Source organism: Ruegeria sp. AB9 (assembly GCF_056542585.1).
The window spans coordinates 290,291-316,392 of record NZ_JBQGAA010000003.1; the positions used below are offsets into that span (position 1 = coordinate 290,291).

Sequence of the window (26,102 nt, forward strand, 5' to 3'; positions counted from 1 at the left end):
TCCGTTGCCCAGAGGTATACAGTTCAGGCTACTCGAAATAGCTTGGATCAAGTGAAGCGTGGAGTTAAAAAACATGATACTCGTTGGACAATTCGACTCTCCCTTCGTTCGCAGGGTTGCGATTGCATTGCTCCACTATGGGTACCCGTTTGAACGTCGGGTGCTCTCGGTGTTCAGAGACTTCGATGCGATGCTCGCAATAAATCCGATGGGGAAGGTCCCGTCGTTGATCTTAGATGATGGCGAAACGCTGTTCGATAGCCGCGCCATTATCGAGTATCTTGATGAAACTGCGCCCGCCGAACGACGGCTTGCCCCGACCCAACAACCTGAAAGGCGGCGTGTCTTTCAGATTGAGGTTGTGGGTGTCACTTTGGCCGAGAAAATCTATGAACGCGGGATTGAGCACAACAGGCGGGCGCCCGGAACCAGCGATCCCGCTTGGAGGAGGCGACTGGAGCTGCAGATCGGCTCGACATGCAAATGGCTAGAGGACCGACTATCTGGAGACTGGTTCTTCGAGGAGAGCTTTTCCCGTGCCGACCTCGCAGTGGCCGTGGCAATGCAGTATCTCGAAAGGGTGCTGCCAATGTTGGAGAGCGTTGTCCGATATCCTCTACTTCACGCACACCGTCTACGTTGCGAAAGCCTCGAGGCGTTCGCCGCAGTGCAGGATGCACGGGATGAAGCCGTGGGCAGTGGCTGGACTCCGGAAACCTGAACTGTGCCGGGTTGATGGTGTCAGATGCACGGTGAATCCGAACTGGGTCTGCTTTGAGCGGACGATAATCAAACGACCGCAACGCGGACAAAGTTTGAGTTCACCGCATCAAGAAGGAAGGTCCGGTGCTATTTGAGCAGGACCCTAAATTTCTTGCGCGCAGATCATGAAACACACTTTCTTGTTCGATCATCCTTCATTCCCAGTAACTTCACGCCGCTGGGCTGGGCGTTATCGATTGCGCCCGACTTGGCTGAAGATGGCCAAACCCAACGTGGCCAAGGCCAGGCCTGTGGCTACCAGGAAGGTCGTTGAAAAAGCATAGGCAACATCGTCGGCGGGGGCTTTTGCGGCATTACCGGTTCCCAGAATTGTAATAAACAGCGTTGACATGACAGCGGTTCCCGTCATCAGACCGAGATTGCGGGACAGGCCGAGTAAGCCCGAGAGGCGGCCTCGCTGTTCTAGCGCCGCGTCGGCCAAAACCGTTGTATTGTTGGCGGCAAGGAACATCTGAAATCCCGGGGTCAGAACAATGAGCGCGACAACGTATCCGCCGACTCCGAAATACCGTGGGAGGAGGGCCAGGCAAAGCAGACCCAGCATTGTTTGCAAGAGACCGATGACCATTACGCGACCCGCACCGAGCCGATCTGTCAATCGCCCTGCCGGAAATCCGGAGAGTGCGGCGGTCGCAGGTCCGACCGCCAGCACCAGACCGATGAGCGCCTCGTTTAACCCCAGCGAAAAGGCCAGGAAGAACGGTCCGACGACCAGCGTGGACATCATGATCGTGCCTACAGCCACGTTCATGAAAAACCCAAAACCTGCCGTCCGGTCGAACAGCATGCTCATCGGCACCAAAGGCGATGCGACACGCGCTTCGACGATCACGAAGAGGACGATTGTGACCAGCGCGACTGTGAACAGCACACCCGGTGAAACTGGAACACCAGCGGCTCCTCCGCTTGCCGCGAGGGCATAGGCGCCCAGAGCAACCACCAATAGAAACGTCCCCGGTAAATCCAGTTCCCGGAAAGACGTGCCCTTCCGCTCAAAAGCGCGCGGAATGGAGATAACCGACATGAGAAACGTCAAACAGGCAAAGCCGCTGAGAAGCCAGAAAGCCAAACGCCAATCACCCCATGCCAGCAGTACGCCGCCAAGGGATGGGCCCAATGCCGTCCCGACCGCAGAGGTTGTCCCGAGCAAGCCCATTGCCGTGCCAAGCCGCTCTGTCGGAACAAGGTTGCGCGCGATAGACATGGGAAGCGCGATCAGAATTGCTCCGCCAAGCCCTTGCAGAGCTCGTCCTGCAATCAACAGGCTAAGGCTTGGAGCAACGGCATTCAGAACCGACGCGGTAATAAAGACGACGAGCCCGGCGGTTAGAACCCGGCGGTTGCCGAAAAGGTCGCCAAGCCGCCCGGCAGAGACGATGGTGACCGTCACGGTCATGAGGTAGGCCAGCACGACCCATTGCACGTCTGACACCGTCGCAGAGAAGCTGAGTGCCAGCGAGGGAAGCAGGACCGAGGCAATGCTGATACCCAACGATGCGGTCAGAGTTGCGGCTGTGAGAGCCATCAGAATGGCCGTGGGCTTACGGGCCTGTGACGTGTCGATCATGGTGGATTCACTTGTTAGATTGCCAGAGGATTGCTACCCTGCAACTTCAAGTCGACTTGAGGTCAACCATGAAATTGCTTGATATCGGTGTATTGTCGGAACTTAGCGGCGTTCCCCCATCGACCTTGCGTTATTACGAGGAAATCGGACTTATTCATTCGGTCGCAAGGAAAGGGCTGCGGCGGCAGTTCGACACGCCGGTAACGACGCAGCTTGCCTTGATCTCGCTGGGAAAGATGGCGGGGTTTTCTCTTGAAGAAATCAAAGGCATGTTCGCCAAAGATGGAACGCCGCAATTGCCGCGGGCAGAGTTGCATCTCCGCGCGGATGCGCTCGATGAGCAGATCCGGGGTCTCACTAGGCTTCGCGATGCGCTTCGTCACGTGGCAGATTGCTCTGCGGACACGCATATGAACTGCCCAAAATTCATACGCCTTGTGCAATTTGCAGTGCGCGCTTCAGCCCCCAAAGGACGATAAAGAACCGTCATACCCTAAGGACAGCCTTCCCTTGGGTAGCGTCCATTGGGGTTCACTGCAGCATTGGCTAAAATGGGCTCACTGCCAACTTTCTCTGCGACGTGCCCGAACTGGTGCGTAGAGCCCATTGCTGCCGTCGGCCAAGCTTTCGCCTTTCGCCTGTGCAGCACGTCGCAATCCGCGCATTCCGGACGTTCCCAGGCGCTTCACAGATGGCAGGGCTGCGGACATAACCGAAATTGGGCTTTCTAGCTTCGCTGATGCAGCATCCCCTCGCATTTGCGGCATATTTGTTCTTGCGGCGCAGCGCGTGTCTCCGATCCGGTCACTCGCGGATGTCGAATTGGACGGAACCGAAACTGTAAATTCGCCGTAGCCCGGTCAGAAAAGTAAGACACGTAACTAAACGAGCATTCACCGCGCTTGCGCAAATGGCTGTTATTAGGGAAACGATTGTCTTCATTCCTATCAAATTCGGCTAGTCTCCCTGAGGACGGAATGTGGCCAATGGTCACCTGACTTCGTAGTCAAAGCATCAGCTAGAACGAGAATTACAATCTAACTCGTTTCAGGCAGCGTGGTCTTAAGTCGCGAAATCGTAGACCTGCTCACGCCCAACATCCGGCCGATTTCCGCGGCAGTTTTGCCCATGGACAGCAATGAAAGTGCCTCTTCGCGTTCCGTTGCAGTCAGTTTCTTGGGGCGGCCTTTGCTAAGGCCGAAAGACCTGGGACGATCCTCTACGGTGCGGCTTTCCAGATCAGCCAGCCCAAGCTCATAGTCGATAACACCGGTCAAGATCTCCAGAACCATTTCAGCCCGTCCATCTTCGATGTTGATCCAGGGCTCGGACATGGACCGGAACGAGGCCCCCTTCTCGTGAATCTGCTGCAACAGGTTGACTAGTTCGGCGATAGAGTCGGCAATCGCAGACAGGCGTGAGACAACGATGACATCCCCGGCGGATACATCCGCCAAAAAAGTTTCCAGAGTTTCCCCCCGATCATTGCCGTCCTGCGTGGTATCACTCCAGATGCGATCACATCCCTGGCGCTTCAACTCGCTGAGTTGAACTTCGCTTCGATACCATTTTGACGATACCCGCGCATATCCTATTTTTACCATTCTAAATCAGTCTCATAGAATTGGTTTCACAGTAAGTTCTTGACTTTTGCACGCATTTATGACCGTCTATTTGCACGCAGTTCTGCACGATCATAGCGCTGAACCTGTGCAATGACAATCGCCTTAGCGAGTGATCGGGACTCAATGCAGCATTCTGTTTCAGAAGCACCCAGAGATATCAGCCTATATAACGAGGATCTGGCACCTGTGCCCGTCAACAAGCGCGATTGGGGTTGGTTTGAGCTGTTCAATGTCTGGGCCAATGATGTGCAATCACTGTTCGGATACACGTTGGCGGCCTCTCTGTTTCTGACCTATGGGCTGAATGGCTGGGCTGTTTTTGCGGGCATCGTGCTGGCCGGATTCATCGTCATGGGGCTGGTCAACTTGATCGGCAAACCCAGCGTCCAATATGGCATTCCTTTCCCGGTCATGGCGCGCGCAAGTATGGGCGTGCGGGGCGCAAATTTCCCGGCTTTGATCCGCGCGATTGTGGCCATTTTCTGGTACGGCGTGCAGACCTATTTCGCCTCGACTGCGCTCGCCTTGGCCATGGTCGCATTGATCGGAACGCAAGGGCCTCCGGTCTTTTTGGGTCTCAGCGCGATAGAATGGATTGCCTTTCTGGCTGTCTGGTCCTTTCAGATTGCCCTGTTCTGGAACGGAATAGATCCGATTGTGGGCTTCCTCAACTTCGCGGGGCCATTCGTCTATGCGGTGATGGTGGCATTGGCTGTCATGATCTGGATTGAGGCTGGCAACGATCTTTGGCGCGAGCTTGGAACGATCTTTCGCGGAACCGGTAGCTATCAAGGAAGTCAGCTGGGTGCATTCGCAGCCGTGGTCGGCACAATGATCGCTTATTTTGCCGCCGTCGTCATCAATTTCGGGGATTTCTCGCGGTTCGTGCGGTCAGAACATGAAATGCGTAAAGGTAACCTGCTGGGCTTGCCAATCAATATCGCGTTCTTTTCACTGATCGCCCTGATCGTGACTGCGGGAACCGTCGCGATCTGGGGTGAAGCTCTGACCAACCCCACTGCGATCATCGCGCGGATCGATTCATTGCCGTTGACGATTTTGGCCGCAACAACATTTTTTGCGGCCACAGTTGGGATCAACCTTGTGGCCAATTTTATTCCGCCCGCTTACGACCTTGCCAACCTGATGCCCAGTCGGATCAATTTCCGTGTCGCTGGCATCATCACGTCGGCCTATGCGCTGGTGATCGGGGGCTTGTGGGTCTCGACCATCAGTCAGATCGGCATTCTGGGCTTTGTTAATACGCTAGGGGCAGTTCTGGCCCCGGTCTACGGCATCATCATCGCTGATTACTATCTGGTCAAATCCGGTAAGCTGGATGTTGATCAGCTGTTCTCGGCGGCGCGCGACGGGCCTTACTTTTACAGCAATGGCTGGAACATGGCGGCAATCGTGTCGTTCATCCTTCCGGCAATATTTTCCGTTCTCACAGTCTGGGTCCCCCTGCTGAGCACACTTTCGGGCTTTGCATGGGTGATCGGCGCAGGATTTGGAGGTGTGTTCTACTGGGCAATTGCAAAGCGCTGACCGGCTGAGACCTTAGCCAATTCGATGCCTGAGGGCAGCGAAACCGATCGCGACTATGCGTGGTCGGCCGGGAAAGATTTGTCTCAAAGCCAGACTGACATGTGAATGAACGTCGCGACTCTGCGACGGCAACGGTTCGGGCCACGTGCCCGAAGCGAAAGGCGGCTTTTGCCGCAAACTCCGGGGCATACCCCCGGTACCAAAACGGGAGGACCATTATGGTAACCACAGCAACATCTGCCGAGGGTGCAGGCACGACAGATCCGGAAGGCGATACGCTTAATCCAGTGTCACCCAACGAAAAAACATGGGGCGCGTTTGCAATATTCAACATCTGGGCGAACGACGTCCAGTCACTGTTTGGTTATTCCCTTGTCGCGTCGCTGTTCATCTCATACGGCGTTGGTGGCTGGACCGCTTTTCTGGCGCTTATTGTGGCGGGATTGTTCGTCATGTGGATGGTGAACCTATCCGGTGCGCCGGGCGAAAAATACGGCATTCCCTATCCGGTTCTGGCACGCGCCAGTATGGGCACAGCAGGGTCCAAGCTACCGGCAGTGTTACGCGCCACGGTCGCTGTGTTCTGGTACGGCGTTCAGGTCTATTTCGCCTCGACTGCGCTATCGCTTCTGATCCGCTCAATCACGGGTGCCGAAGGGGGTGCCGAGATGTTGGGCCTGACCGGCATCGACTGGTTCGCCTTCTTCATCGTTTGGGTGTTCCACATCGTCATCTTCTGGCGCGGTATGGGCTGGGTCGAAACGTTCCTCAACTTCGCTGGGCCTTTCGTCTATGCAGTCATGATCGGTCTTGTGATCGTGCTGTGGCAGCGCGCCGATGGGCAACTTCTGAGTGCAACCGCGACCATTTTCGCCAACCCCGAAGGCACGTTCGGATCCGAGGTCAAGGGCTTCATCGCCATCTTCGGCACCATGGTTGCTTATTTCTCGGCCGTGATGATCAACTTCTCGGACTTCTCACGCTACTCCCGTGACAAGGCGTCCATGAAGGCGGGGAACCTTGCTGGCTTACCGCTGAACATGATCCTGTTCTCGGCTTTGGCCCTGCTGACAACCGGCGGCGCGGCTGTGGTCTTTGGTGAAGAGATCATCAATCCGACCGAGATCGTTGAAAAGACAGACAGCGTTCTGTTGGGCATCATCGCAGCGATCACCTTCTTCGCAGCGACGGTGGGCATCAATTTGGTTGCGAACTTCATCCCTGCGGTGAACGGCATTGCCAACTTGGCCCCCGGTAAGATCAGCTTTCGTCAGGCGGGTCTGGCAACTTCTGTCTTTGCGCTGGTGATTGGCGGGCTCTGGACAGCAATAATCTCGAATATCGGTATCGCCGGATTCGTGAACACATTGGGTGCGACACTGGCCCCGATCTTCGGGATCATGATCGTCGACTATTATATGATCCGCAAAGAAGAGCTGAACCGCGACGATCTCTACAACATGCAGGAGGGTGAGTATCACTATGGCAATGGTTGGAACGACTCGGCCCTGATCGCCTTCGGCGTCGCTTCGGTTTTCTCGGTCGCTACGGTCTGGGTCCCGGCCCTTGGCATCCTGTCAGGTTATGCCTGGATCATCGGAGCGATCCTCGGCGGCGTCATCTATAACGCTATGGCCAAGAAAAACGCCTAAGCGTTTGGAAACAGGTGGTGGGCAATACGCAGCCCGCCACAATACCCCTATTTTTTATCGCTTGGGTCAGGTTCGTGTGACGCTCAAGACGAACCGTTTGAATAGGGAGCAGCTATCCTCTCGCCAGAGGCGCAGCTCCCCTGATGGTTACGTTGGTGTCAGTCGCGAACCGCCGACGAACCAAGATTGGACCCACAGGACATTGTTCTTCAAGGACCCAGAGAACAACATCATCGAGATCTTTGCGGACATTCATCCGCATGAAACTTTGGCCGAACCTTCCGGGGCTCATCAAACTGTAGCATGACGGTCCCAAGCGGGCTTTTGCTGCAGCTAAGGTAAATTCAAAAGGCCACCAAGCGGACATTCGCTGCAGCTGCATCAAAATCGGCTACGCGCCATGATCTGACCTTTCGATGACCGATCCGGGGTAGCAAAGCTAACAGTACGATACCGTTCCGCTGACTGAAGCTGAACTAGTTCGGTTTTTGGGTGAACGCAAAAGATTAATCAAGGGTTTGAACAAACTAACAAGGCTCATGTTCTATGACCAAGCAATATATGTGCAAAAGCCCTCTGTTGGGACGCTTCAGCCCTATATTGGAATGCGATTTCAACTGTTTGATTATCCGGCATTAGCTTTGCGTCGTTCGTTGCGTTCTTCCGAACGAGACCTAAGATACCACCACTCCGACCCATCTTCGCGCTCGACTCTTCGAGCGTCAACATCATGTAACATTTGCCTCACCTCATCGTCGGAAAAACCACCTATCGGTCTTCTTAGCGCGGCGAATGATCGGTCTATATGTGTCTGGTGGTTCAACATTTCAGTAAGGATATCTTTTGCCACTTCGGCCCCTTGCCGCTGCAGCTTTAGCATCCCAATTTCATGTACGAATTGTCGCCTTTGTAGAAAAAGCTCCACTGCTCCTGTCAATGCTCCACCTACGATGACGCCTATCAATGCCCAGATTGCTTCGCTCATGGCCTTCCCTATTCAATCGTTTGAAGAAATCGCTACAGTCGCTTCGGTTCTAGCAAGTTGCTTGAAAATCGTACCTACAGTTTGCCCAGTCTAGTAATTCCTACAAACGTAACTGGGAGAAATCTCGGCAACACAGTTCTGTTGATGCTTCAAGACGAGTCCTCCCAATCTCTTAAAATGAGATTGTCCGAACTTGCAAAACACTGGTATTGGTAAGAAAATTTTATGACGCTGAGAATTCAAAATGGAAAACAACGAAAACTCCAACTTAGATGATGCTGCCAATGCCGTTACAACAGCGGCGCAAACCGCGCAAGAAGTTGGAAAAATCGGTGTGTTAAACAGACTTTTCGGTCCAGCTGCTGATATTGTCGGCAAGGAGCTCGCTACTCGAGTTCAAGAACACCTTGATAGTAAGCAAAAAGAGAACCTTGAGAAGATCGCTGCTCTTCAAGATCAGCCGAAGCTACTAGAAGCTCCTTCCTTGCGCGCTAGCGCTACTCAAGTAGGGGCATTCGTAGAATGGATTGACGGTGCAAAGGATGTCAATGCTGTGACCGAGCCAGCTCTTGCGCAGGCATGGAGCAATGCGCTCGAAGATATCAGAAGTCAGGATTACACCCTGCTAACCAGCCTCCCTCAGCTTGATGATGAAGTTGTATCTGACATCCAAAAGGGTGAAATTATTTCCAAAAGTACCGCACAGACGATTTCCGCGGCTGGCTTGGGAAAAGTCATTGAACCTAAGCGGATCAGTCGCATTGATCTAAAGGCCGCTCTAATTTTCCCCTTTCTTATTGTGTTTTTGGGCATTCTGAAAACTTTGGAGGTGATATTCCCATCTATTAGTGGATACTACACTGTCATCTTGGTTTTGGCATCACTAACCGTCACGGCAATTCTCCTGAACCTAAAGGTTTTCAAGAGTCGTGATGGCAAGAAAAGGGTAGGTTACGGAACACTGATTGTGGGCGAATACGGTGGTCAATCTTACAAGTGGTTGGAAAAGGACCCGCAATTGGTCAGAGTTGAAAAGTCGCTAACTGGAAGAACCCATGTCTCTCGATACTATTTGGTCGAACGTACGAGGTCATGAGTGCTCGCGCGCGCCGCGGAGTGGGTCTTATCCGAGCTGCGTTTGAGAATTGCTGTGCAAGCAATGCCGCCCGAAGCTGGTTAGATTTGCGGCGGCGATGCCCATAGAGCGGATTTCAAAAGATGAGCATTGAAGACACCCCAAACAACATTCGTACTGCCGATTTCTTTCATCATATCGACATGGGATTCCTAAACCGCAGATTGGCAATCAGCGCGCTAGGTCCTTTAAGAAATCAGTATTTGGAGCGCGTACAACCGGGCTCGGATCACATAACGGTTCTGCGGAACGACCATCTTCTGGTCACCATGTTGATTGATGTCTTCACCAAGGTCGGCGTGCCGACCTTGGCCGAGGCACTCACGCTGGGGAAGTCCAAATCAAGCTTCATGAGTATTGAGCGGTTGGAAAGGTGCCCAGGTATTTACTCCGAGAAGAGAGTGTCTCACGAGGTGCACTTTGAGATTGATCCCGGGAAGCCAGTCTCCCTCTCCTATCATACCGAGCATTTGGTGAATTCGACGGGGACTATGACGCTCGCAGAAGGCTTCCAAAGTGGATACTATCAAGCGGTAATTGGAGTTCTCCACGACAAAGTGGATCGGTTCGAAATTGAACCAATTGTCATTGGAGCGCCGTGGCTCGATCACCCGAGAAACTACGAGGATGGTGACAAAGATGTCATGTGGTACGGGCAGTTGTTTGGTGAGCTCCTGCCGGAGGACATTGAAGAATTCTCCGAACTGCGCGAGATAAAAGTGGAAAGTGCGGACGAGTGGATGTCTGTAATGCAGAGGACACCAGAAGAGCATGTGAAGCGCTCTATCGCCCAATTGCTGACAGAACCGACAAAGGCAGACTGGGGTGGAGAAGAGAATGATCACTTTTCGGCCAACGCGACAGTAGGCGGACGTCGGCGAACTGCCGCTTTCCTGCTCAAAGGCCCGACGAAATTCCAAGAAATGAAGCCCGCGATGTGCGGCAAGAACGGGGACCAGATTTACAGGTTGGTGCGAGTTGGGGCGGATATCTCGGTTGTTCAGCACTCGCACTTAATCGGCACAGCCGTGCGTGAAACTCTCAAGTCGATGGTTGTCCAACCCGGAAGGTCCGGCAAGTTCTGCCTGATGGATGGTCAAGCAACGTATCGACTTCTGAAAGCATATGATCTGCTACCTGCTTAAAACAGGGAAGGCGCCGCTTCAGTTTTTTTCTTTGGCAGTCTTACTGGTGTCGCGAAGCGCCCAGAACGGTCATTTTCCGAGAGAACACCAACGCCCGCTTCATCCGTGCCCTGTGAGTTCGTGAACCAACCGCTTATCCGACCTGTCTCCCTAGAGTCTTTGGATTGATAGAAACGCTCGCCGAGCCAGAAATCAAAAGAACCAGTTTAAACGAAGCTTTCGAGCCAAATCGCCAAGTCATTGGTTTTGTGCGACATATAGTCTATTTGCGACACGCTATGCTATCATCCCTACTAAGTAGTGTATAAGACCCGACGCAATCGACAGAAGTTTTAGGGCTTTTGAGACATGCTTTATTATCCCCATTACACTCCAAGCAAACACCAACTTCGTTCTATATTGCTATTCAGTGACGACGTTAACTTGATTGTTCCTGAAGTTGATCAGGGAGGGGTGGAACAACGTGGAAACGTACGCGACATTTTCTTGAAGCGACCAGAGCTCATTAAGTTTAAGGACCCACACTATCGTTACGACAGTTGGGCGAATAAACCTAAGATGGATTTGGTGATCCAGAGCCTTTTGAAAGAAGCGTCTGATCAAATTCAGTTGGCTGGGTACCAAACTCTGAAGACGGACAAATACGGAAATCTTCAAAACGGGCAGGAAGTGCAGGTAGAGGTTCTTCGCACTAATTTTGGGTGGAAATATGTTGCAGCCGAGAAATTCCCCCATCAAATACACCGAGCCGTTTTTGACAGTAAGTGCGCAGCAAGAGCTGGTCCGTATGTGGACAAGAAAACCGGCAATACTGTCGAACATAACGGGGTAATCTGTCACCCAATGCTCGCTGACTTCATTCTTTGTCGCATGGCTCGCGAGGCCAGTTTTAAAGAAGCAACACCAAGCATAACCTTTGGAGGGATGGACTTTATGAACCATCTGCTTGACGGGGAGCAACCGCTGAACAGTCCGGAACAGGCGTTGATGCAGGCCTCCCTAGACCTATTCGTTCCTGATAATCTCCTAACACTGGATATCGACGAATTTATTTCAGTCCGAAACGACTACGCGCAGCTTCGGCAATCTGTAAGGAGCTATCTCAATTCGATGGCTGTGGCGGAGAACCTGAATATGGCCTCAGCCGATCAAGACGCGCTACTGAAAAGGCTCGCATCGACGCGTAAGAAGATTAAATTGGAGATGGAGGAAGTCGCTGAAACTATAGGTCGCCAACGTTTTATGAGCCAGGTTGCGTTTGCTGTGGAAGCGGCGGCTACGTTCGCTGGTCCCACGCTTGGCGCATTTTTCTCCGGCACCCCAGGCGCGTTGGTAGGAGCTGGTCTAGGGTTCGCGGGTGGAAAGTTTGCACACAAACTGAGCACAATAGGAAATTCAAACGGACAATTGAGCTCCGTCGCCATGACTAAGGCCAAAATTGAAAGACTGGGCTTGCAGAAAAGATGGAACGCTCCCAGTTTTTGGTCAAATTGATATAGCTTGAACCGGCTCTCAGCCAATCTCCAAGCCAGCGGGATTAGGCGTTCCGTCAGGTTCAAACGGCCCATAACAGACGTTCAACTGCCATTCGCTGCGAGAGCAAGAATTGAATCTGCCCCGTGGGAAACTAAAGGGGAGGAAAAACATAGTACACTGCGCCGGCGCAATAGGCGAACTATAAGACTAGTAACATCAAACGCTTTCTCTGCGAGAGAACTTGATTCTATTTCTTGGAGCTATCTAGCTTAAGCTCAGGAACGACAGTGAGGCTCCCGCGCCAGCTACGTCGATCGATTGTGCTTCGCAAATCTGCACTCCGGTGCTCAATCGGCTTTGGAAATCGAGTGTTTATCAAAGTGACACGCGCTTGTGAGACGAGCTCTAGTTCCTCGATGAATTCCCGAGTTTCTTGTGTAAGTTGCTCGAACCGACGCGCATCCTGGTTATCGCTGGAAATGTAATCTGCGAATGTAAGAGCGATATCGGTCGGCGCATTCAAGCGGCAGGACTTCCGGAACAGTTCCCAGTCGAAGTGGCCGACGCGTCTGTCTCTTTTTGTTGTGGAAGTTTTTTCAGCCTTTTTCACTTTCTCAGCGTCGAGCCCAGCCAGAGTGGCCACCGCTTCAAATGTCGTTTCATATTTCAGAACCCCGGAGATTTTGTCGCCGTTTTCCGGATTAGCCACCCTAATAGGGGTCGTCCTGGTGACAAGAATTACGCGCCTTAGCCTGGAGGGAGATACGCCTGCTTCTGCTAAACAACCGGCTACATTGGTGTCACGAGAGGTCACATATGGATAGGGGCCGTGATACAAGCTAAGGCCGCTACCCTGAGTCCCCTCCAGCAGAACGGATTTACCTGATGCAAAAGCTGCTTCGAGGCGACGCAAGGTCGAACCTCTGGATGTTTTCATTCCCCCGACGAATGGTTCTAGTTCTGGAATGTCCTTTGCCAGTTTGGTATTTTCAGCACGCCCCATTATCCTTCGAGCTGCAGCCGCGCCACTTCCGCTCGCCGTCGAGGAGATATTCACCCGGAGGTCGTTTTCCCGTTGAATGTCTTCTTCACTGATGACCATCGCGTCTGGGTCAATGAACAATCGGTCTTCTTTGATTCCAGCCCGCCTCACTTCTTCCAACAGTTTTTCAACGTCGATCGTCATGCCTGGTCCGAGCAAGAGCTCCGCGTCACAGTCTTTCGCTCCCGACGGCAACTGATGGTAGGTAAACTCTCCGCTGGCACTCGCGACTGTGTGGCCCGCGTTCGGACCACCCACTCGGACCAGTACGTCATATTCCTTTGAAAGGTATGCAGCAATATTACCTTTGCCTTCGCTCCCAAACTGTCCTCCGACAATTACATCAACACATCTTACCTGCTGATCTGGGTTTATTCGAAGGGCCGCACAAACCCTTACAAAGGTGTCTTCAGCGTCCGTATTCGTTACGTTCAAACGAATGTCGGCATCTTTCTTAAACCAATTGATATCTTCTTCATTGCCATGAAGAGGATCAGCATCCTCGTAACACTCGGTTTCGGGTTCAGGTTTTAAGTTCTTTCGTTTTTCAAATTCGGAGCTTAGAAATTGGTCGTCGGCATATAAGTGTACATGCACAACGTTGTGCATGTTTTGTGCCCGAAAATGCTCCACCTGTTGACGATGGCGTAAATGATCGACCACGACAGGCTTTTCAGTGGAACCATCTTCGAGGGCTTCGCAAACGAAGTCATACACCCACGCAAAGTCAGTCTCTTTATCTACGGTGTCACCGAGAGCTTGAAGACTTTTTCGGTCCTTGGAGTGATCTCGCTGCTCCGCAAGCTCGCGGAGTTTGCTACTTGTACTTAAGCGTTGGAAACCGCGGCGTCGTTCCAATTTTGAGGACAGGTCCGTTTTCCAGGTGCAAATTCTGCCACTAATCAGAACTACTTTCCTTGGCATGATCCTCGAACCCTCCCCATAATGGCTTCGCAGGCGGAATTTGCGTCATCTTTAGAGGTGTCGACTACCAGTGCTGCAAATTCACCCAAAGACCGGGCCGAAATTTCGTTGGGGTGAGCGACATGTTCCGCAAAGGTCTTCTCGTAGAAAGAGTCTCCGTTGGCTTCGCTTCTTTTCAAAAGTCGCGATTTCAATACATCATCAGGAGCGGTAATGTGGCAATGAAGAACCCGCCCGGGAAAAGCTTCTGTAAATCGATCAATTTGTTCAGGTTTTCTAACGCTGTCGACGAGCCAAAACTGTTGATCACGATGTGCTGCCACCTGTGGCTTAGCCACGTCAAACACTATCCAGTTGAAATCTGTTTCAGCGTCCAAACGATCTCCGATCTCCTGTAGAACCTCTCGAGTTATTTCTCTTTCTAGTGGCGTGACCAAACTACGGAGATATCGACTGGATTTGATCGGAGCAAAACCATGAACTTCTATAAGACGCTCACAAATAGTAGATTTTCCGGCGGCAGCTGGTCCGCTAAGTAGCAATATCATTCTTACACCCGGTCAAATTCGAGACCCTTTCCGGCAATGCTATTTTATTGGGCGGTGCAAATGCAAAAGTTGCACGCAGACCATATTCAGTTCCATTCCGAGATGAGCCAATTCCGACATTATTTGGTCGCACCGTTCCTTCGAGAGATCTTCATTCTCTCGAACAACGGCTCCATCTTGCCGCTTTGCATTTGTTCGCAGAACACCCGCGCCGATAGCTAAGAAATCAAAAAGAAACTGTGAATGCAGGATACCATTTCGACGTTGCCGCTCGGCATGCAAGTGGTGAACCAACGCTTCCAAACGTGCGTCCCATCCTTCGAGTTGATCCGATACGAAAGGCGCCGGAGCAATCACTAGATCGAAGAAAGCATCAATCTTCTGTGCGTTGGTCTTTTTCGCAAGCCAACCAACAGTCTCTTCCCGATTCTCTTGACCTCTACCAAGTATGATTATCTCCTCGATCCTTGATTCAAACCATTGGTAACAAATAACATACTCACCAATAAACCTATAGAATTGATCAGCCTCAGAGATTGCTTGAGGATCTTCTTCCCAGCGGCTCTTTGTCATTGCAGCTCATCAAGGTCGTTAATCGTGACCGTTCTGACTTCGGTGACCAAATCAGCGATGTCAGGCACTCCATTTACTACGCAAACTTCTGCAACCGCCTTCGCCTGCTTGTGACTCTTGAGCCTTTCTTCAAAAGGGAAGTTATCAAAGTTTTTGAACAGTTGGAGATCACGCGGATGCGGAAACGGTTTCGTCGCCCCACTATTCATTGGCGAAAGGCGTATTTCCTTAGCGTGCTGATCAACCAGTTTGGCGGTGTCAATAATTAGTAGATCGTGGCTCATCCCGGTGTAGGCTCTTGCGCCCATCATGGTGCGTAATCGATCCACAGTGGGCCACATGAATACCATAGAGTTTAGCAATGCATACCAATCGGCCGGGTCTATACCACCAAGTGCCTTTCTCACGCCATCGTCACTCATCGGCTTTTGATCTCGTACCGTAGCTGACCCATGCTCATCTGAAACTATTTCGACCCAGCTGGGACGATGCTGGAGCAAGATACGCCTGCTTTCAGTCGTATCCAGTTCGTAAAGATCGACGAGTGACTGAGTAGACAACAAACCGTGTTTCTTTATGCTGTCCCAACTACCTTGCCAAGCCATGTGAAAGAGCCTCGGATAGTATTCCGCAAGTTGCTCTGGGCGCATTACCACCTTCTCCTGTCGATTACGCATTTGAAGTCGAATTTGTTTGCAATCAACGAACAAGTCACTCCTGAAACCGCCTCGACCGCTTCGATGAAGTTGATTGTCTCTTCAGTCAATTTTTCAAAACGCACCGCGTCGGCGTTCTTTGCATCGATATAGTCAACGAAGGTCAAAGCAATGTCTGTAGGCGAGTTGAGGTGGCAAGCTTTGCGAAGCAAAGACCAATCAAATTCGCCGACGCGCCTTTGTGTTCCTGATCTGGAGCCGACTTCGTGCTTCTTCAGCGCGTCAGCATCATGCCCTGAGTTTCCAGCGACCATGTCCCAATCGATTTCTTTTTCCATCTCGCCAGAGTTGCCCCCGACCCTAATTGGGTTGGTCCGACACACAAGAATGATTTTTCGAACCCGTCTAGGAGCGATGCCAGCTTCTGCCAAGCAGCCCGCAACCGTAGTATCCCGCGAGGTCACGGAGGGATAGTCGCCGTGATAGAGACTAAGCGCGGTGCCTTGTGTTCCTTCAAGTAGAATCTTCTTTTTGTCGGAATATGCTCTCTCAAGGACTTCAGATGTCGATCCAACGTAAGGAAGAAGTTCTGGGCATACCTCGCCGAGGTCTTTACCAAGTTTACAGCAGTTCTCGTTTCGAAAGCGATGCTTGACACGACGCGCCGTCGCTGCCCCTACGCCTTTGGCAGTAGAACCGATACCCTCCTTCAAGTGCTCGCGTTCCCACTCGATATCTTCGGGGGTGATCAAGGCTACTTGCTCGTCAATTACAAGGCGATCAGTGCCAAGCTCACAATCCCGAATCTCTCTGAGCAAGTCCGTCGGGTCCACTACTGCACCGGGACCAATAAGCAGATCAGCATGTTCGTTTCTGCGAGACCCACATGGCAGTGAGATATGCGTAAAGGGTGGATCTTCAAACACCTTGTGACCGGCATTTGGTCCACCCACACGCATCAACACGTCATATTCGGGAGACAAGTAATCCGCGATGTTGCCCTTTCCTTCACTGCCAAGTTGTCCCCCGACCAGTACATCTACAAGTTGATCAGCAGTGCGTGACACGAAGTTTAGTCGAGCAGCTATCTGACTGAATACTCCTTGCTGACTTGAGCGATCAGTATTTACGACAATGTCCGCAACTTGGCCCAACTTCAGAACGGTTCGTTCAGACGAGTTGTCACTGACTTCTTCAAAACTTGCTTCGTCGTCGGCAAGTCTCGCACGTTTGTAGAAGCGCTCTCGTCTAACCTCCTCGGCTGCATCAAGGTGAACATGTCGCGTATGCCTGTGCCCAAATGATCGTTGCAGCGCTTCAATTTGTTCCCTTTTTCTAACGCCATCAACTATCACAGTACCGTCGATTTTTTCTCTGCGAAGCAGAAACACAAGCTGCTCTGCGACCCAAGAATAGTCGGTGTCTCGGTCGAGCTTGTTACCGGCGCGTTGCAGAGCTTTTCGATCAAGGTCCTGCCTTCCAAGACGTTCTTTGATCAGGTCTGACGTCTCAATAACAGGAATGCCAAACCCATCCCTTAGAGATCGGGACAGTTCTGATTTCCCACAGGCAATCGGACCGCTTATAATAATGACTTTTGGGCGCATTCAAATCTACTATCGAGGTGGAAGATCAAAAACTTTTACATCTATCCCTCTCAAAACAAGCTCCTCAAAAATCATACCTTCAATCACATCCCAGTTGCCACCGGCCTGCCCACTGCCAATTCTAGGCATTTGGACAGTTCGAATACATCTATCAAGAAGTGAATGGGCGATTTTTTCAAGCGCTGATTGTAACGCACGGTATCTAATGCGCGGCATTCGCGATGCACCATAGCCATGCTGCGCCACGATACTATAAACGGCCTGATTGTCAGTGTTTGCAAATTCGTGAAACTTGCCCAGTCGTAAACTATCTCCGGAAGATGTCCAACTTGCATACTCTTTTGCGGCGTTCGGAAAGGCCCGATACAGCGACTTGGTAAATCCACCGCCACCCCACCTACGCGCTTTGTCATTTACGATGTGAATTACCGCAACGTCCCGCTTCATGATCGGAACACTGGCGTCGCCATAGCGATATTCAATCTCGGTCTTAATCGATTTTGAAGAATTTTCGCAGGCAGAAATAAACCCAGCAAAGCGAAGTGTCCCACTGCCTGGGTATGGTGGCAACCCGACTGCCTGTACTTCGACAGGCGAGTCGAACCCAGGCCAGTTTTCCACCAAGCTAACAGTGTTTCCGATTGCCACACACTGCTCAAGAGCCGCTGAGGATTCCAATATCAGTCCATCCTGCTTCCCTTTGCCCCAAAGCGTCGAAGGTATCGAGTAGTCAATCCGGTACTTTCCATTGGCCGAGCTTCCGAGGCTTGACGCCGCGAAAGTCAGAAGCGGTATCTTCGATATCTTGGCAAGGCGGATCAGGACTGCTTCCGTAGAGACGTTAAACTTTTTACGAAGCTCAAGAACCTCTTGAATTGAAACTGGATCATCGTCGTTTCGCCCAAAGGTGCCCAGCGGCATCAGAATCTCGGCGGCGCCAATGTTGCAGAGCATTTCGAGTTGCCAGTTTTGGCTATCACCTCCTTGCTTTGAACGATTTCGTGGACGCTCGTGCCAATCATCGAAAAATGTGTGAGCAATCTCATGTGCGATAGAAAAATTCACACGCGCCATAGACTTATTTGGATTGAATTCGATTACTCTCTTCGAACCATCCAAGAATATCCTTGCGTCAGGTATGGCGGCGTTGGGGCGTACTTGTATTCCCATCAAGCTCGCCAACTGAAGCGGATCGAACGGCGGGCCTGCCCAACCGTTGCTGATAGCTTCAAGCACCTTATCTTGTGCGACGTGTTCCATTTTTTCGATTGGATCGACGTCGAGAGCGAATGCTAAGACTGATTTGTTTTTCCACTGAAGTGAGGTTTGCATTCTTTCTTTCGCTAGAACAATACGTGAACACAGCCAAGTTGATTGTACGGCAAGCCTATCAGATACGGACCCGAATTCTAGCCCCGAGGACGTGGATAAACGATCTAATTTGCAGCACTTCAACTCGCAATGGTCACTGACTGCGACTTGACGTGCTCCCTTTAATTTTGGGCTACAAAATGGGGTTTTCACCGTAGCCAAAACAACTCGAACATGACACCCTGCGGTCTCGGGTAAGGGCACTATGTATTCTATTAACGACTGCCCCTTGTCGGCATTTTTAACATGTTCTGACTGAACTGAAACGGACCCAAAGACTAGGTCAGGTCTCCAATCAGTTTGGGTAACTCTTTTTCTCGGCAACCGAATGTTGCTCGGGCTCGGAGTTTAACCGCGAATTCAATGATTTCTCTTTTCTGAATGTCCGCTATCCAAATAAGCACTTTTAAGTGCTGCATCCGCGGCGAAGGTCTGTTTCCCGCCCTACCACCCCAAAATACGTCTTGTTGACTTCGGCAGGTAGCCTCACTCCCCGACCCCTAACTGAGACGATCTCGGTTCCACGTCTGCCCAATGCTTGTTTTCCGGCAGCTTTTTCGCCCGGCGTGCGACATCATCGAACGTAACAGGATTGAAGCCCCAGACATCAACGCCAACATTCACCGAGTTCCGCGTGCCATTCCAGTTGTCGTGGACATGACCGAAGAATTGCAACGCTCCTCTGCGGGCGTGGTTCCATGTCACCATCGGATAGTGGCAAAGTGTATTTAACTGGTTTTCCGGGCCATCTCGAAGCTCCTTGTAGTTCGAGATAGAATCCCAAGGCAATTCGAGTGTTGGCTCCAAATCATGGTTCCCAGCCACCAGATGTCGCTCTGCTCCTGGAAGTTGATTGAAGATTGTCTCGACATAAGCGCTGTCTTTCGCCTTGGCCCCAAAAGCGAAATCACCCAAAATCCATAAATGGTCGTCAGGTTTGACCAGTTTCCACATGTTTTCCAATAAGGTCGCATCCATCTGGGAGATGGATGAGAACGGACGATTGCAGAAACGAAGGATGTTTTCGTGGCCAAAATGAGTATCGGCCGTGTACCAGATCGTCATCGACCCACCTCATTGGCACCTAACAGGAGAAAGCTCGAAATTGCTCAGGCAAATAGTCCAACGCCAGCAGCTTCAACAACAACACATCCAACGACAGCTGGGTTTCAGACCATTCCCCATGCTCAGCCAGCACACACAGATCGTAGCCACCGCGCTTGTTTGCGCAGATACGCACCTCACGACCGCTCATGAAATCCCACGATGAAATCATCTTTGATTGATCGTCATCTTCTGGTTTCGTGCTGAAGCACTGACAATGGGCCAGCACAGCAGGAACAGCGTTTCTCAATGCGTTCCAAGCGTTCTGCATTTCCGAAGCTGTCAGAACAGGATCATCTGGACCGAAAACCTTACTTGCCGCTTTGAGTGCAAAAACGGGTGCAAACCTAGTCTCCAAGTCCTGCACGGGGGCCTTTGATCGTGCCGTCATAGTTTAATTTTGCTTTCCGACTGTGGTTGCTCAAGTACTTCAAGGATTTGACGGTCTGTTTCGTCACGGTTTAATCGAACCAGCGCATAGTCGACTAAACCGAAACCAATGGTGGTTTTTCCACCTGTAGCCTGCACCTTCACATGGAAAACCAGATTGCAACCAGCCAGTGGATCGTCTGTGCGCGGCGACTTGAATTGGTAGACCGCAGGCCGCCCGATAGCTGTGATACATGGCGTTTCTTTGTCGAACTGGCCACCTGCCACACCTATGGACGTGCGGAGATTACCCTGTCCAGATTGAGCGACAACTTGAGCGTCCAAGTCTTGCAAGTTCGAAATGAACCCATCCGAGCTATGCAGGTACAGAAGATGAGATTCAAAGCTGTCCAACCTCTCATAAGACGGTGGACCAAAAGTTTCCTTGATTTGAGAAAACACCGCTTCTGCAGAGGGAGGATCTTCGCCTACGGCAACGATGGTTCGCTGAATGCCCAAGACCCGCCCCTCCAAAACATCAGTCGCCAAAGACAGGGTCACTTCCTCATATGGTTCCTGCCCCATGCGCAGGAACGGTGTCACCCATGGGGACAGCAACCGCTGGGCATACTCGTATCGGAATTCACGCCCATTAGAGCTACGGACATTAAGCGTCACTAATTCATCAACAAGTGGTTTACTGAAATGTGTTAGAAGCGCTTCCTTCGCTTCAGAGGCCAGATCATTTGGGCTGACATCCAAGACCGAATATGAGGTCGCCCTACGCGCAGGTTTTGATGTCAGTGGTTGCAGTTTTGTATCTGCAAATGCCTCAATCGGGCAGAGGCCAAAGACCAGGATCACAGAAGAGATTTTGGACCAAAGACGAGCAGAGCTCATTGCTCCGCAACAAGATTGGATAAGTGTTTTCACAAATGCACCCTCTCGGCGTAATACAACTACGAATGTATGTTAAAACAGGTAGTGTTAAAACCGGCGTTGCTCAATAGACTTGTGTGTGAAAAGAACGCCGAAAAGCCCCCTCAGAGACACTGTCGCCCGAAACATGCGCAAGTTTCGGGCTGAGCGAGGCTGGTCTCAAGAGCGTCTCGCGGAAGAGGCTGGTTTGAATAGAACCTACCTTAGTGCAGTCGAGCGTTCTGAACAGAATATATCCATTGATAATCTGTACCGGGTTGCGGTTGGATTGGGTGTCGAAAGCTGGGTTCTCTTAAAAGACTGAGCATGCCTTGTGCGATTGGAAATTCATACCGCCATATCGTTGATCTTTTAATGACGAGATACCGGTCATCTCGTGACTAAAATGGCCGTGTCACCTGACGCACCACAACAAGACAACACTCTCAATCAACCATCACATTTTGAATGTCCGCAGCTACGGCAAGTCATGCAACCTTCGATCATCACCATGTCGTATTGGCCGCAGGATGGGCACGCCTTACCTCGGGGAGCGTCCATGTTGACCACCTGCGCCTGCGGATCGGATTTCAGCCCCATACCTTCGCCTTCCAGGAAACCTATAGCGACCATGTGTTGCTCGATCACTCCGCCGATTGCTGCCAGTATAGACGGAATGTACTTGCCTTTGACCCAGGCACCGCCACGCGGATCAAAGACGGCCTTAAGCTCTTCGACCACAAAGGACACGTCCCCGCCCCGCCGGAACACGGCCGAGATCATCCGGGTCAACGCCAGTGTCCAGGCGTAATGCTCCATGTTCTTCGAGTTGATGAACACCTCGAACGGGCGTCGGCGATTGCTGATGACGATGTCATTGATCGTCAGATATATCGCGTGCTCGCTATCGGGCCATTTCAGCTTGTAGGTTGAGCCTTCCAGCGACTGTGGCCGATCCAACGGCTCGGACATATAGATCACATCGCCGCCATCCGCCTCATGCGGCGCCGCTGCGTTTTCACCCGGTGCGGTGTCCGCGCTTTCCGAAACGGTGAGAACGGAACCCGTTACGTCATTCGGGCGATAGGTGGTGCAGCCTTTGCACCCCAGATCCCAAGCCTGCATATACACATCCTTGAAAGCGTCAAAACTGATGTCTTCAGGGCAATTGATTGTCTTTGAGATTGAACTGTCGATCCACTTCTGCGCGGCTGCCTGCATCCTGACGTGATCCGACGGCGAGAGCGTTTGAGCATTGACGAAAAAGTCTGGCAGTTCCTTTTCACCAAACTTGTCGCGCCACATCTGAACGGCGTAATCCACCACCTCTTCTTCAGTGCGTGAACCGTCTTTCTGAAGCACTTTGCGCGTGTATGCATAAGCAAAAACTGGTTCGATCCCGGACGACACATTCCCTGCATAGAGAGAAATCGTGCCAGTCGGCGCAATTGAAGTCAGCAAAGCGTTGCGGATGCCATGTTCACGGATGGCATCCCGCACGTCGTCATCCATCTGCTGCATTGTTCCGCTTGCAAGATACTTCTCGGCGTCGAACAAGGGGAATGCGCCCTTTTCCTTCGCCAAGTCGACCGAGGCCAGATACGCGGCGCGCGCGATTGCGTGCAACCAGCGCTCGGTTTGACGCGCCGCCTCGTCGGACCCATAGCGGAGGCCCAGCATAAGCAATGCATCCGCCAACCCGGTCACGCCCAAACCGATACGGCGCTTGTCCTGCGCTTCAGCCTCTTGCTCGGCCAGCGGGAATTTCGAAGCATCAACGACGTTGTCCATCATCCGAACAGCCGTGGCGACAAGCTCTTGCAGCGCCTCTTCGTGCAGATGAGCGGTGGCTTCAAACGGTTCAGCTACCAGCCGTGCCAGATTGATCGAGCCCAACAGGCACGCGCCATAAGGTGGCAAAGGTTGCTCGCCACACGGGTTGGTGGCTGCGATGGTTTCGACGTAGCTCAGGTTGTTAGCCTGGTTGATCCGGTCGATGAAAATCACGCCCGGTTCTGCGTAGTCATAGGTCGCCTGCATGATCTTGTTCCAAAGATCACGCGCCTGAACGGTGTGATAGACCTTGTCGCCAAACACAAGTTCCCAAGGGCCGTCCGCCTTGACCGCTTCCATGAACGGATCGGTCACCAGCACCGACATGTTGAACATGCGCAGACGGGCCGGATCGGACTTGGCCGTGATGAATTGTTCGATATCCGGGTGATCGCAACGCATTGTCGCCATCATCGCGCCGCGCCGCGAGCCTGCGGACATGATCGTGCGGCACATGGCGTCCCAGACGTCCATAAAGCTCAGCGGGCCCGAAGCATCCGCTGCCACCCCATGCACATCCGCGCCACGTGGGCGGATGGTTGAGAAATCATAGCCGATTCCGCCACCCTGCTGCATGGTCAACGCGGCCTCTTTCAGCATGTCAAAGATTCCGCCCATGCTGTCAGGCACCGTGCCCATGACAAAACAGTTGAACAGGGTGACTTGCCGCGCGGTACCGGCACCTGCTGTGATGCGCCCGGCTGGCAGGTATTTGAAATCCTCCAGCGCCTCATAGAATTTCTCTTCCCAATGCCCAGGGTCGTTTTCTACCCGCGCCAGATCGCGGGCGATACGCCGCCAACTGTCTTCAACCGTCTGATCGATGGGCGTGCCATCCGCTTGTTTAAAGCGGTATTTCATATCCCAGATCTGCTCGGCGATGGGGGCGGCAAAGCGGCTCATTGGTGATTCCCTGTGCTGAAAGAGGTATCCAGACTACCTCAAATCACATCCTCACCACAACACCTTGATGACACCGAGAACCGAGCTACAATATAAAGATCATCCTCGGGACGACTCTGTGGGAAAGCTGTGGATAACTACGTAAACCTCATAAAACTTTCGGTTGGCTCGGAAAGCGTCGATACGCTGATGGCCTGGCAAGACAGCCGCAAGCCGCTTTACCAGGACGGTTGCCCCCGACACGTCACCCGTATGTGGCCCAAACGCGAAGCCGAGATTCTGAATGGCGGATCAATCTATTGGGTGATCAAGGGCGTGGTTCAGTGCCGCCAACGCATTCTGCGATTGGATGAGGTAATTGGCGAAGATGGCATCCGCCGTTGTGCCATTGTGCTGGAGCCCGAGGTACACCGCACCCAGAATGCCCTGAAGCGCCCATTTCAGGGATGGCGCTATCTCAAGCCTGAAGACACACCAGCTGACTTGCCCAAGAACCGCGAGCAGGACGATGCCCTGCCCGATGATCTGAACCGCGCTCTGGCAGAAATAGGCGTGCTGTAGTTACCGCAGCCGATCCAGCAATTCGGACAGAACCGCTTTCTCCGCCGGGTCATATTTTGCAACCCGGCTGCGCCAGAGCGTGGCCTGCGATTGCAGGATGAGACCGTCCGACAGGATCTTCAGGTGGTTTGCCCGAAGGGTTTCACCAGTCGAAGTGATATCGGCAATCGCCTCTGCGGTTTCATTCATTACCGTGCCTTCGGTCGCACCCTGACTGTCGACCAGAGTGTAATCGGCCACGCCCGCGTCAGTCAGGAATTCCCGCACCAGCCGGTGGTACTTGGTAGCAATCCGCAGCCGGTGGCCGTGGGTCTTGCGAAAAGCTGCCGCCGCCGCATCAAGATCATCCAGCGTTTCCACATCGACCCAGCAGGCTGGTGTGGCAATGATCAGATCGGCCTTGCCGAAACCAAGTTGCGACACCTCTTCAACCTGCTGTTCCCAGCGCGGCAGCTTCTCGTGCACCAGATCGATACCGGTGACGCCCAGATGAATCCGTCCCGCCGCCAGTTCACGCGGGATTTCCCCCGCGGACAGCAGGATCAGAGAGACATCATCGATCCCTTCGACCTTACCCGCATATTCTCGGTCCGAACCGCTGCGTGACAAGGCGATGCCGCGCTTTTCGAACCACGAGAAGGTCTTTTCCATCAACCGGCCCTTCGAGGGCACGCCAAGCTTCAGGCTCATACTTCGGCCTCCTCGATTTCCAGCATCAGATCGGGGCGCAGCACGCCACCCACAGCGGGGATTTCGGCCCCATTACCCAATTGCCGGGTCAGCGCATCATAACGCCCGCCAGTGGCGATTGGCGGAAGATCGGGGCGACCTTCAGCGTAAAAACCAAATACGAAACCGTCATAGTATTCCATCGACGTTCGGCCGTAGGCGGCCTCGAAATCCAGACGTTCCACATCGACGCCGCGCGCTTGTAGCGCAGCCACGCGCGCTTCCAACCGGTCCAGAGCGGGCGTGATCTGTGGCAGGTCCACCGCCACGTCGCGCAATTGTTCCAGCGCAAAAGGCATGGTTTCGCGCACATTTAATAACGTTTCCAGCCCGGCCAGTTCATTGTCTGAAATCGGGGCCGTTTCGCGGTCTTCGCGCAGCGCTTCAATCCGCGCTTCGATCTCAATCACACGGCGCTTGCCGATCATCGGGGCGTCAATCACCATCGGGTCGGCGGCGTCCAGCAGCGCGTCGCGCCCTTCCGGAGACGGCTTGCGACCTGCAAACCGGTCCAGCAGAACGCGGAAGCGGCGCGGCCGCCACAAGTGCCGCATCAGCGCCGCCTTGCGCCGGTCGGTCGTACGCAACCCTTCAACGGCGGCGGTCAGGATACCGATATCCCCTGTCGCAGACCGCAGAGGCAACCCTCGCAGCTGTAGCGCCATCAACGAGAAAACTTCGGCATCCGCCCCCGCAGGATCATCCCGGTCAAAGACCTCATAGCCCACTTGAATATACTCGTTGGCACGATCCGGATCGTGTTCCTGGCGGCGAAACACCTCACCTGAATAAGTATAGCGAGCAGGTTCGGCGCCCTCGTTCATATGCATCTGCACGACAGGCAAGGTGAAATCCGGGCGCAGCATCTGCTCACCCCTCAGCGCGTCCGAAGTCACATAAGCACGGGCGCGTATATCTTCACCATAAAGATCCAACAGCGTTTCTGCCGGTTGCAACAGGGGTGTGTCCACCACCTGAGCGCCCGCAGCCTCAAACCGGACACGCATCATCGCGGCGCGGGCCTGTATCTGTGAACGGTTGGGCATGT

Annotated in this window: 24 protein-coding genes; 9 read left to right on the forward strand and 15 right to left on the reverse strand. The window is 52.7% G+C overall.

Going from position 1 to position 26,102, the window contains the following annotated elements:
- Positions 1-73 precede the first annotated feature (73 nt).
- On the forward strand, positions 74-721 hold the full coding sequence (locus tag ACR0K5_RS10580) for a glutathione S-transferase family protein (protein ID WP_480629643.1): 648 nt from the start codon (positions 74-76) through the stop codon (positions 719-721).
- Positions 722-952: 231 nt separating this feature from the next.
- Here ACR0K5_RS10580 and ACR0K5_RS10585 read toward each other — a convergent pair whose 3' ends face one another.
- The gene (locus tag ACR0K5_RS10585; protein ID WP_480629644.1) at positions 953-2,350 is read right to left on the reverse strand and encodes an MFS transporter; all 1,398 of its coding nucleotides are present in this window, start codon (positions 2,348-2,350) and stop codon (positions 953-955) included.
- 68 nt (positions 2,351-2,418) lie between these two features.
- On the opposite strand from ACR0K5_RS10585, the gene ACR0K5_RS10590 reads away from it, so the two are divergent.
- Positions 2,419-2,829 carry a helix-turn-helix domain-containing protein gene (locus tag ACR0K5_RS10590; protein ID WP_480629645.1) on the forward strand — a complete coding sequence of 137 codons (411 nt, stop codon included), beginning with the start codon at positions 2,419-2,421 and terminating at the stop codon, positions 2,827-2,829.
- Positions 2,830-3,387: 558 nt separating this feature from the next.
- Here ACR0K5_RS10590 and ACR0K5_RS10595 read toward each other — a convergent pair.
- Positions 3,388-3,954: a recombinase family protein gene (locus tag ACR0K5_RS10595; RefSeq protein WP_480629646.1), complete on the reverse strand. Its 567-nt coding sequence runs from the start codon at positions 3,952-3,954 to the stop codon at positions 3,388-3,390.
- A gap of 111 nt (positions 3,955-4,065) precedes the next feature.
- On the opposite strand from ACR0K5_RS10595, the gene ACR0K5_RS10600 reads away from it, so the two are divergent.
- Both ACR0K5_RS10600 and ACR0K5_RS10605 read left to right on the forward strand, forming a co-directional pair.
- On the forward strand, positions 4,066-5,523 hold the full coding sequence (locus ACR0K5_RS10600; protein WP_480629647.1) for an NCS1 family nucleobase:cation symporter-1: 1,458 nt from the start codon (positions 4,066-4,068) through the stop codon (positions 5,521-5,523).
- 218 nt (positions 5,524-5,741) lie between these two features.
- Complete coding sequence (locus ACR0K5_RS10605) at positions 5,742-7,175, forward strand: NCS1 family nucleobase:cation symporter-1 (RefSeq protein ID WP_480629648.1); 1,434 nt, start codon at positions 5,742-5,744, stop codon at positions 7,173-7,175.
- A gap of 625 nt (positions 7,176-7,800) precedes the next feature.
- Here the strand turns inward: ACR0K5_RS10605 and ACR0K5_RS10610 are convergent.
- Complete coding sequence (locus ACR0K5_RS10610; protein WP_480555597.1) at positions 7,801-8,160, reverse strand: hypothetical protein; 360 nt, start codon at positions 8,158-8,160, stop codon at positions 7,801-7,803.
- 244 nt (positions 8,161-8,404) lie between these two features.
- On the opposite strand from ACR0K5_RS10610, the gene ACR0K5_RS10615 reads away from it, so the two are divergent.
- From ACR0K5_RS10615 to ACR0K5_RS10625, 3 genes are all read left to right on the forward strand, one after another.
- On the forward strand, positions 8,405-9,256 hold the full coding sequence (locus tag ACR0K5_RS10615) for a hypothetical protein (RefSeq protein ID WP_480629649.1): 852 nt from the start codon (positions 8,405-8,407) through the stop codon (positions 9,254-9,256).
- Positions 9,257-9,378: 122 nt separating this feature from the next.
- Positions 9,379-10,440, forward strand: a complete 1,062-nt coding sequence (locus ACR0K5_RS10620) for a hypothetical protein (protein WP_480629650.1) — start codon at positions 9,379-9,381, stop codon at positions 10,438-10,440.
- 348 nt (positions 10,441-10,788) lie between these two features.
- Positions 10,789-11,934: a hypothetical protein gene (locus ACR0K5_RS10625; protein ID WP_480629651.1), complete on the forward strand. Its 1,146-nt coding sequence runs from the start codon at positions 10,789-10,791 to the stop codon at positions 11,932-11,934.
- 229 nt (positions 11,935-12,163) lie between these two features.
- On the opposite strand, the gene ACR0K5_RS10630 is transcribed toward ACR0K5_RS10625, so the two are convergent.
- The 9 genes from ACR0K5_RS10630 to ACR0K5_RS10670 all read right to left on the reverse strand — a co-directional run bounded on the left by ACR0K5_RS10630 (position 12,164) and on the right by ACR0K5_RS10670 (position 21,043).
- The gene (locus ACR0K5_RS10630) at positions 12,164-13,882 is read right to left on the reverse strand and encodes an adenylosuccinate synthetase (RefSeq protein WP_480629652.1); all 1,719 of its coding nucleotides are present in this window, start codon (positions 13,880-13,882) and stop codon (positions 12,164-12,166) included.
- Positions 13,867-14,430: an AAA family ATPase gene (locus tag ACR0K5_RS10635; RefSeq protein ID WP_480629653.1), complete on the reverse strand. Its 564-nt coding sequence runs from the start codon at positions 14,428-14,430 to the stop codon at positions 13,867-13,869. Before ACR0K5_RS10635 ends, ACR0K5_RS10630 begins: the two co-directional genes overlap by 16 nt.
- A 39-nt stretch (positions 14,431-14,469) precedes the next feature.
- The gene (locus ACR0K5_RS10640) at positions 14,470-15,003 is read right to left on the reverse strand and encodes a hypothetical protein (RefSeq protein ID WP_480629654.1); all 534 of its coding nucleotides are present in this window, start codon (positions 15,001-15,003) and stop codon (positions 14,470-14,472) included.
- On the reverse strand, positions 15,000-15,653 hold the full coding sequence (locus ACR0K5_RS10645) for a DUF7002 family protein (protein ID WP_480629655.1): 654 nt from the start codon (positions 15,651-15,653) through the stop codon (positions 15,000-15,002). The genes ACR0K5_RS10640 and ACR0K5_RS10645 overlap by 4 nt, the downstream gene beginning before the upstream one ends.
- Positions 15,653-17,266 (reverse strand): adenylosuccinate synthetase, encoded by a 1,614-nt coding sequence (locus ACR0K5_RS10650; RefSeq protein ID WP_480629656.1) that lies wholly within the window; start codon positions 17,264-17,266, stop codon positions 15,653-15,655. Before ACR0K5_RS10650 ends, ACR0K5_RS10645 begins: the two co-directional genes overlap by 1 nt.
- Positions 17,267-17,275: 9 nt before the next feature.
- The gene (locus ACR0K5_RS10655; protein WP_480629657.1) at positions 17,276-18,598 is read right to left on the reverse strand and encodes an ImmA/IrrE family metallo-endopeptidase; all 1,323 of its coding nucleotides are present in this window, start codon (positions 18,596-18,598) and stop codon (positions 17,276-17,278) included.
- Positions 18,599-19,123: 525 nt separating this feature from the next.
- Complete coding sequence (locus ACR0K5_RS10660) at positions 19,124-19,702, reverse strand: metallophosphoesterase (protein ID WP_480629658.1); 579 nt, start codon at positions 19,700-19,702, stop codon at positions 19,124-19,126.
- A gap of 19 nt (positions 19,703-19,721) precedes the next feature.
- The gene (locus tag ACR0K5_RS10665; RefSeq protein ID WP_480629659.1) at positions 19,722-20,132 is read right to left on the reverse strand and encodes a hypothetical protein; all 411 of its coding nucleotides are present in this window, start codon (positions 20,130-20,132) and stop codon (positions 19,722-19,724) included.
- Complete coding sequence (locus tag ACR0K5_RS10670) at positions 20,129-21,043, reverse strand: hypothetical protein (protein WP_480629660.1); 915 nt, start codon at positions 21,041-21,043, stop codon at positions 20,129-20,131. The genes ACR0K5_RS10665 and ACR0K5_RS10670 overlap by 4 nt, the downstream gene beginning before the upstream one ends.
- A gap of 133 nt (positions 21,044-21,176) precedes the next feature.
- Between ACR0K5_RS10670 and ACR0K5_RS10675 the strand changes: the two genes are divergently transcribed.
- Complete coding sequence (locus ACR0K5_RS10675) at positions 21,177-21,353, forward strand: helix-turn-helix domain-containing protein (RefSeq protein WP_055190019.1); 177 nt, start codon at positions 21,177-21,179, stop codon at positions 21,351-21,353.
- Between the two features lie 125 nt (positions 21,354-21,478).
- On the opposite strand, the gene ACR0K5_RS10680 is transcribed toward ACR0K5_RS10675, so the two are convergent.
- A complete protein-coding gene (locus ACR0K5_RS10680; RefSeq protein WP_480629661.1) occupies positions 21,479-23,764 on the reverse strand; it encodes an adenosylcobalamin-dependent ribonucleoside-diphosphate reductase in 2,286 nt (761 codons plus the stop codon).
- 129 nt (positions 23,765-23,893) lie between these two features.
- Between ACR0K5_RS10680 and ACR0K5_RS10685 the strand changes: the two genes are divergently transcribed.
- A complete protein-coding gene (locus ACR0K5_RS10685) occupies positions 23,894-24,325 on the forward strand; it encodes a DUF1489 family protein (RefSeq protein WP_480629662.1) in 432 nt (143 codons plus the stop codon).
- On the opposite strand, the gene hisG is transcribed toward ACR0K5_RS10685, so the two are convergent.
- Positions 24,326-25,015 (reverse strand): ATP phosphoribosyltransferase, encoded by a 690-nt coding sequence (gene hisG / locus ACR0K5_RS10690; RefSeq protein ID WP_480629663.1) that lies wholly within the window; start codon positions 25,013-25,015, stop codon positions 24,326-24,328.
- Positions 25,012-26,100 (reverse strand): ATP phosphoribosyltransferase regulatory subunit, encoded by a 1,089-nt coding sequence (locus tag ACR0K5_RS10695; RefSeq protein ID WP_480629664.1) that lies wholly within the window; start codon positions 26,098-26,100, stop codon positions 25,012-25,014. Before ACR0K5_RS10695 ends, hisG begins: the two co-directional genes overlap by 4 nt.
- Between the last annotated feature and the right edge of the window lie 2 nt (positions 26,101-26,102).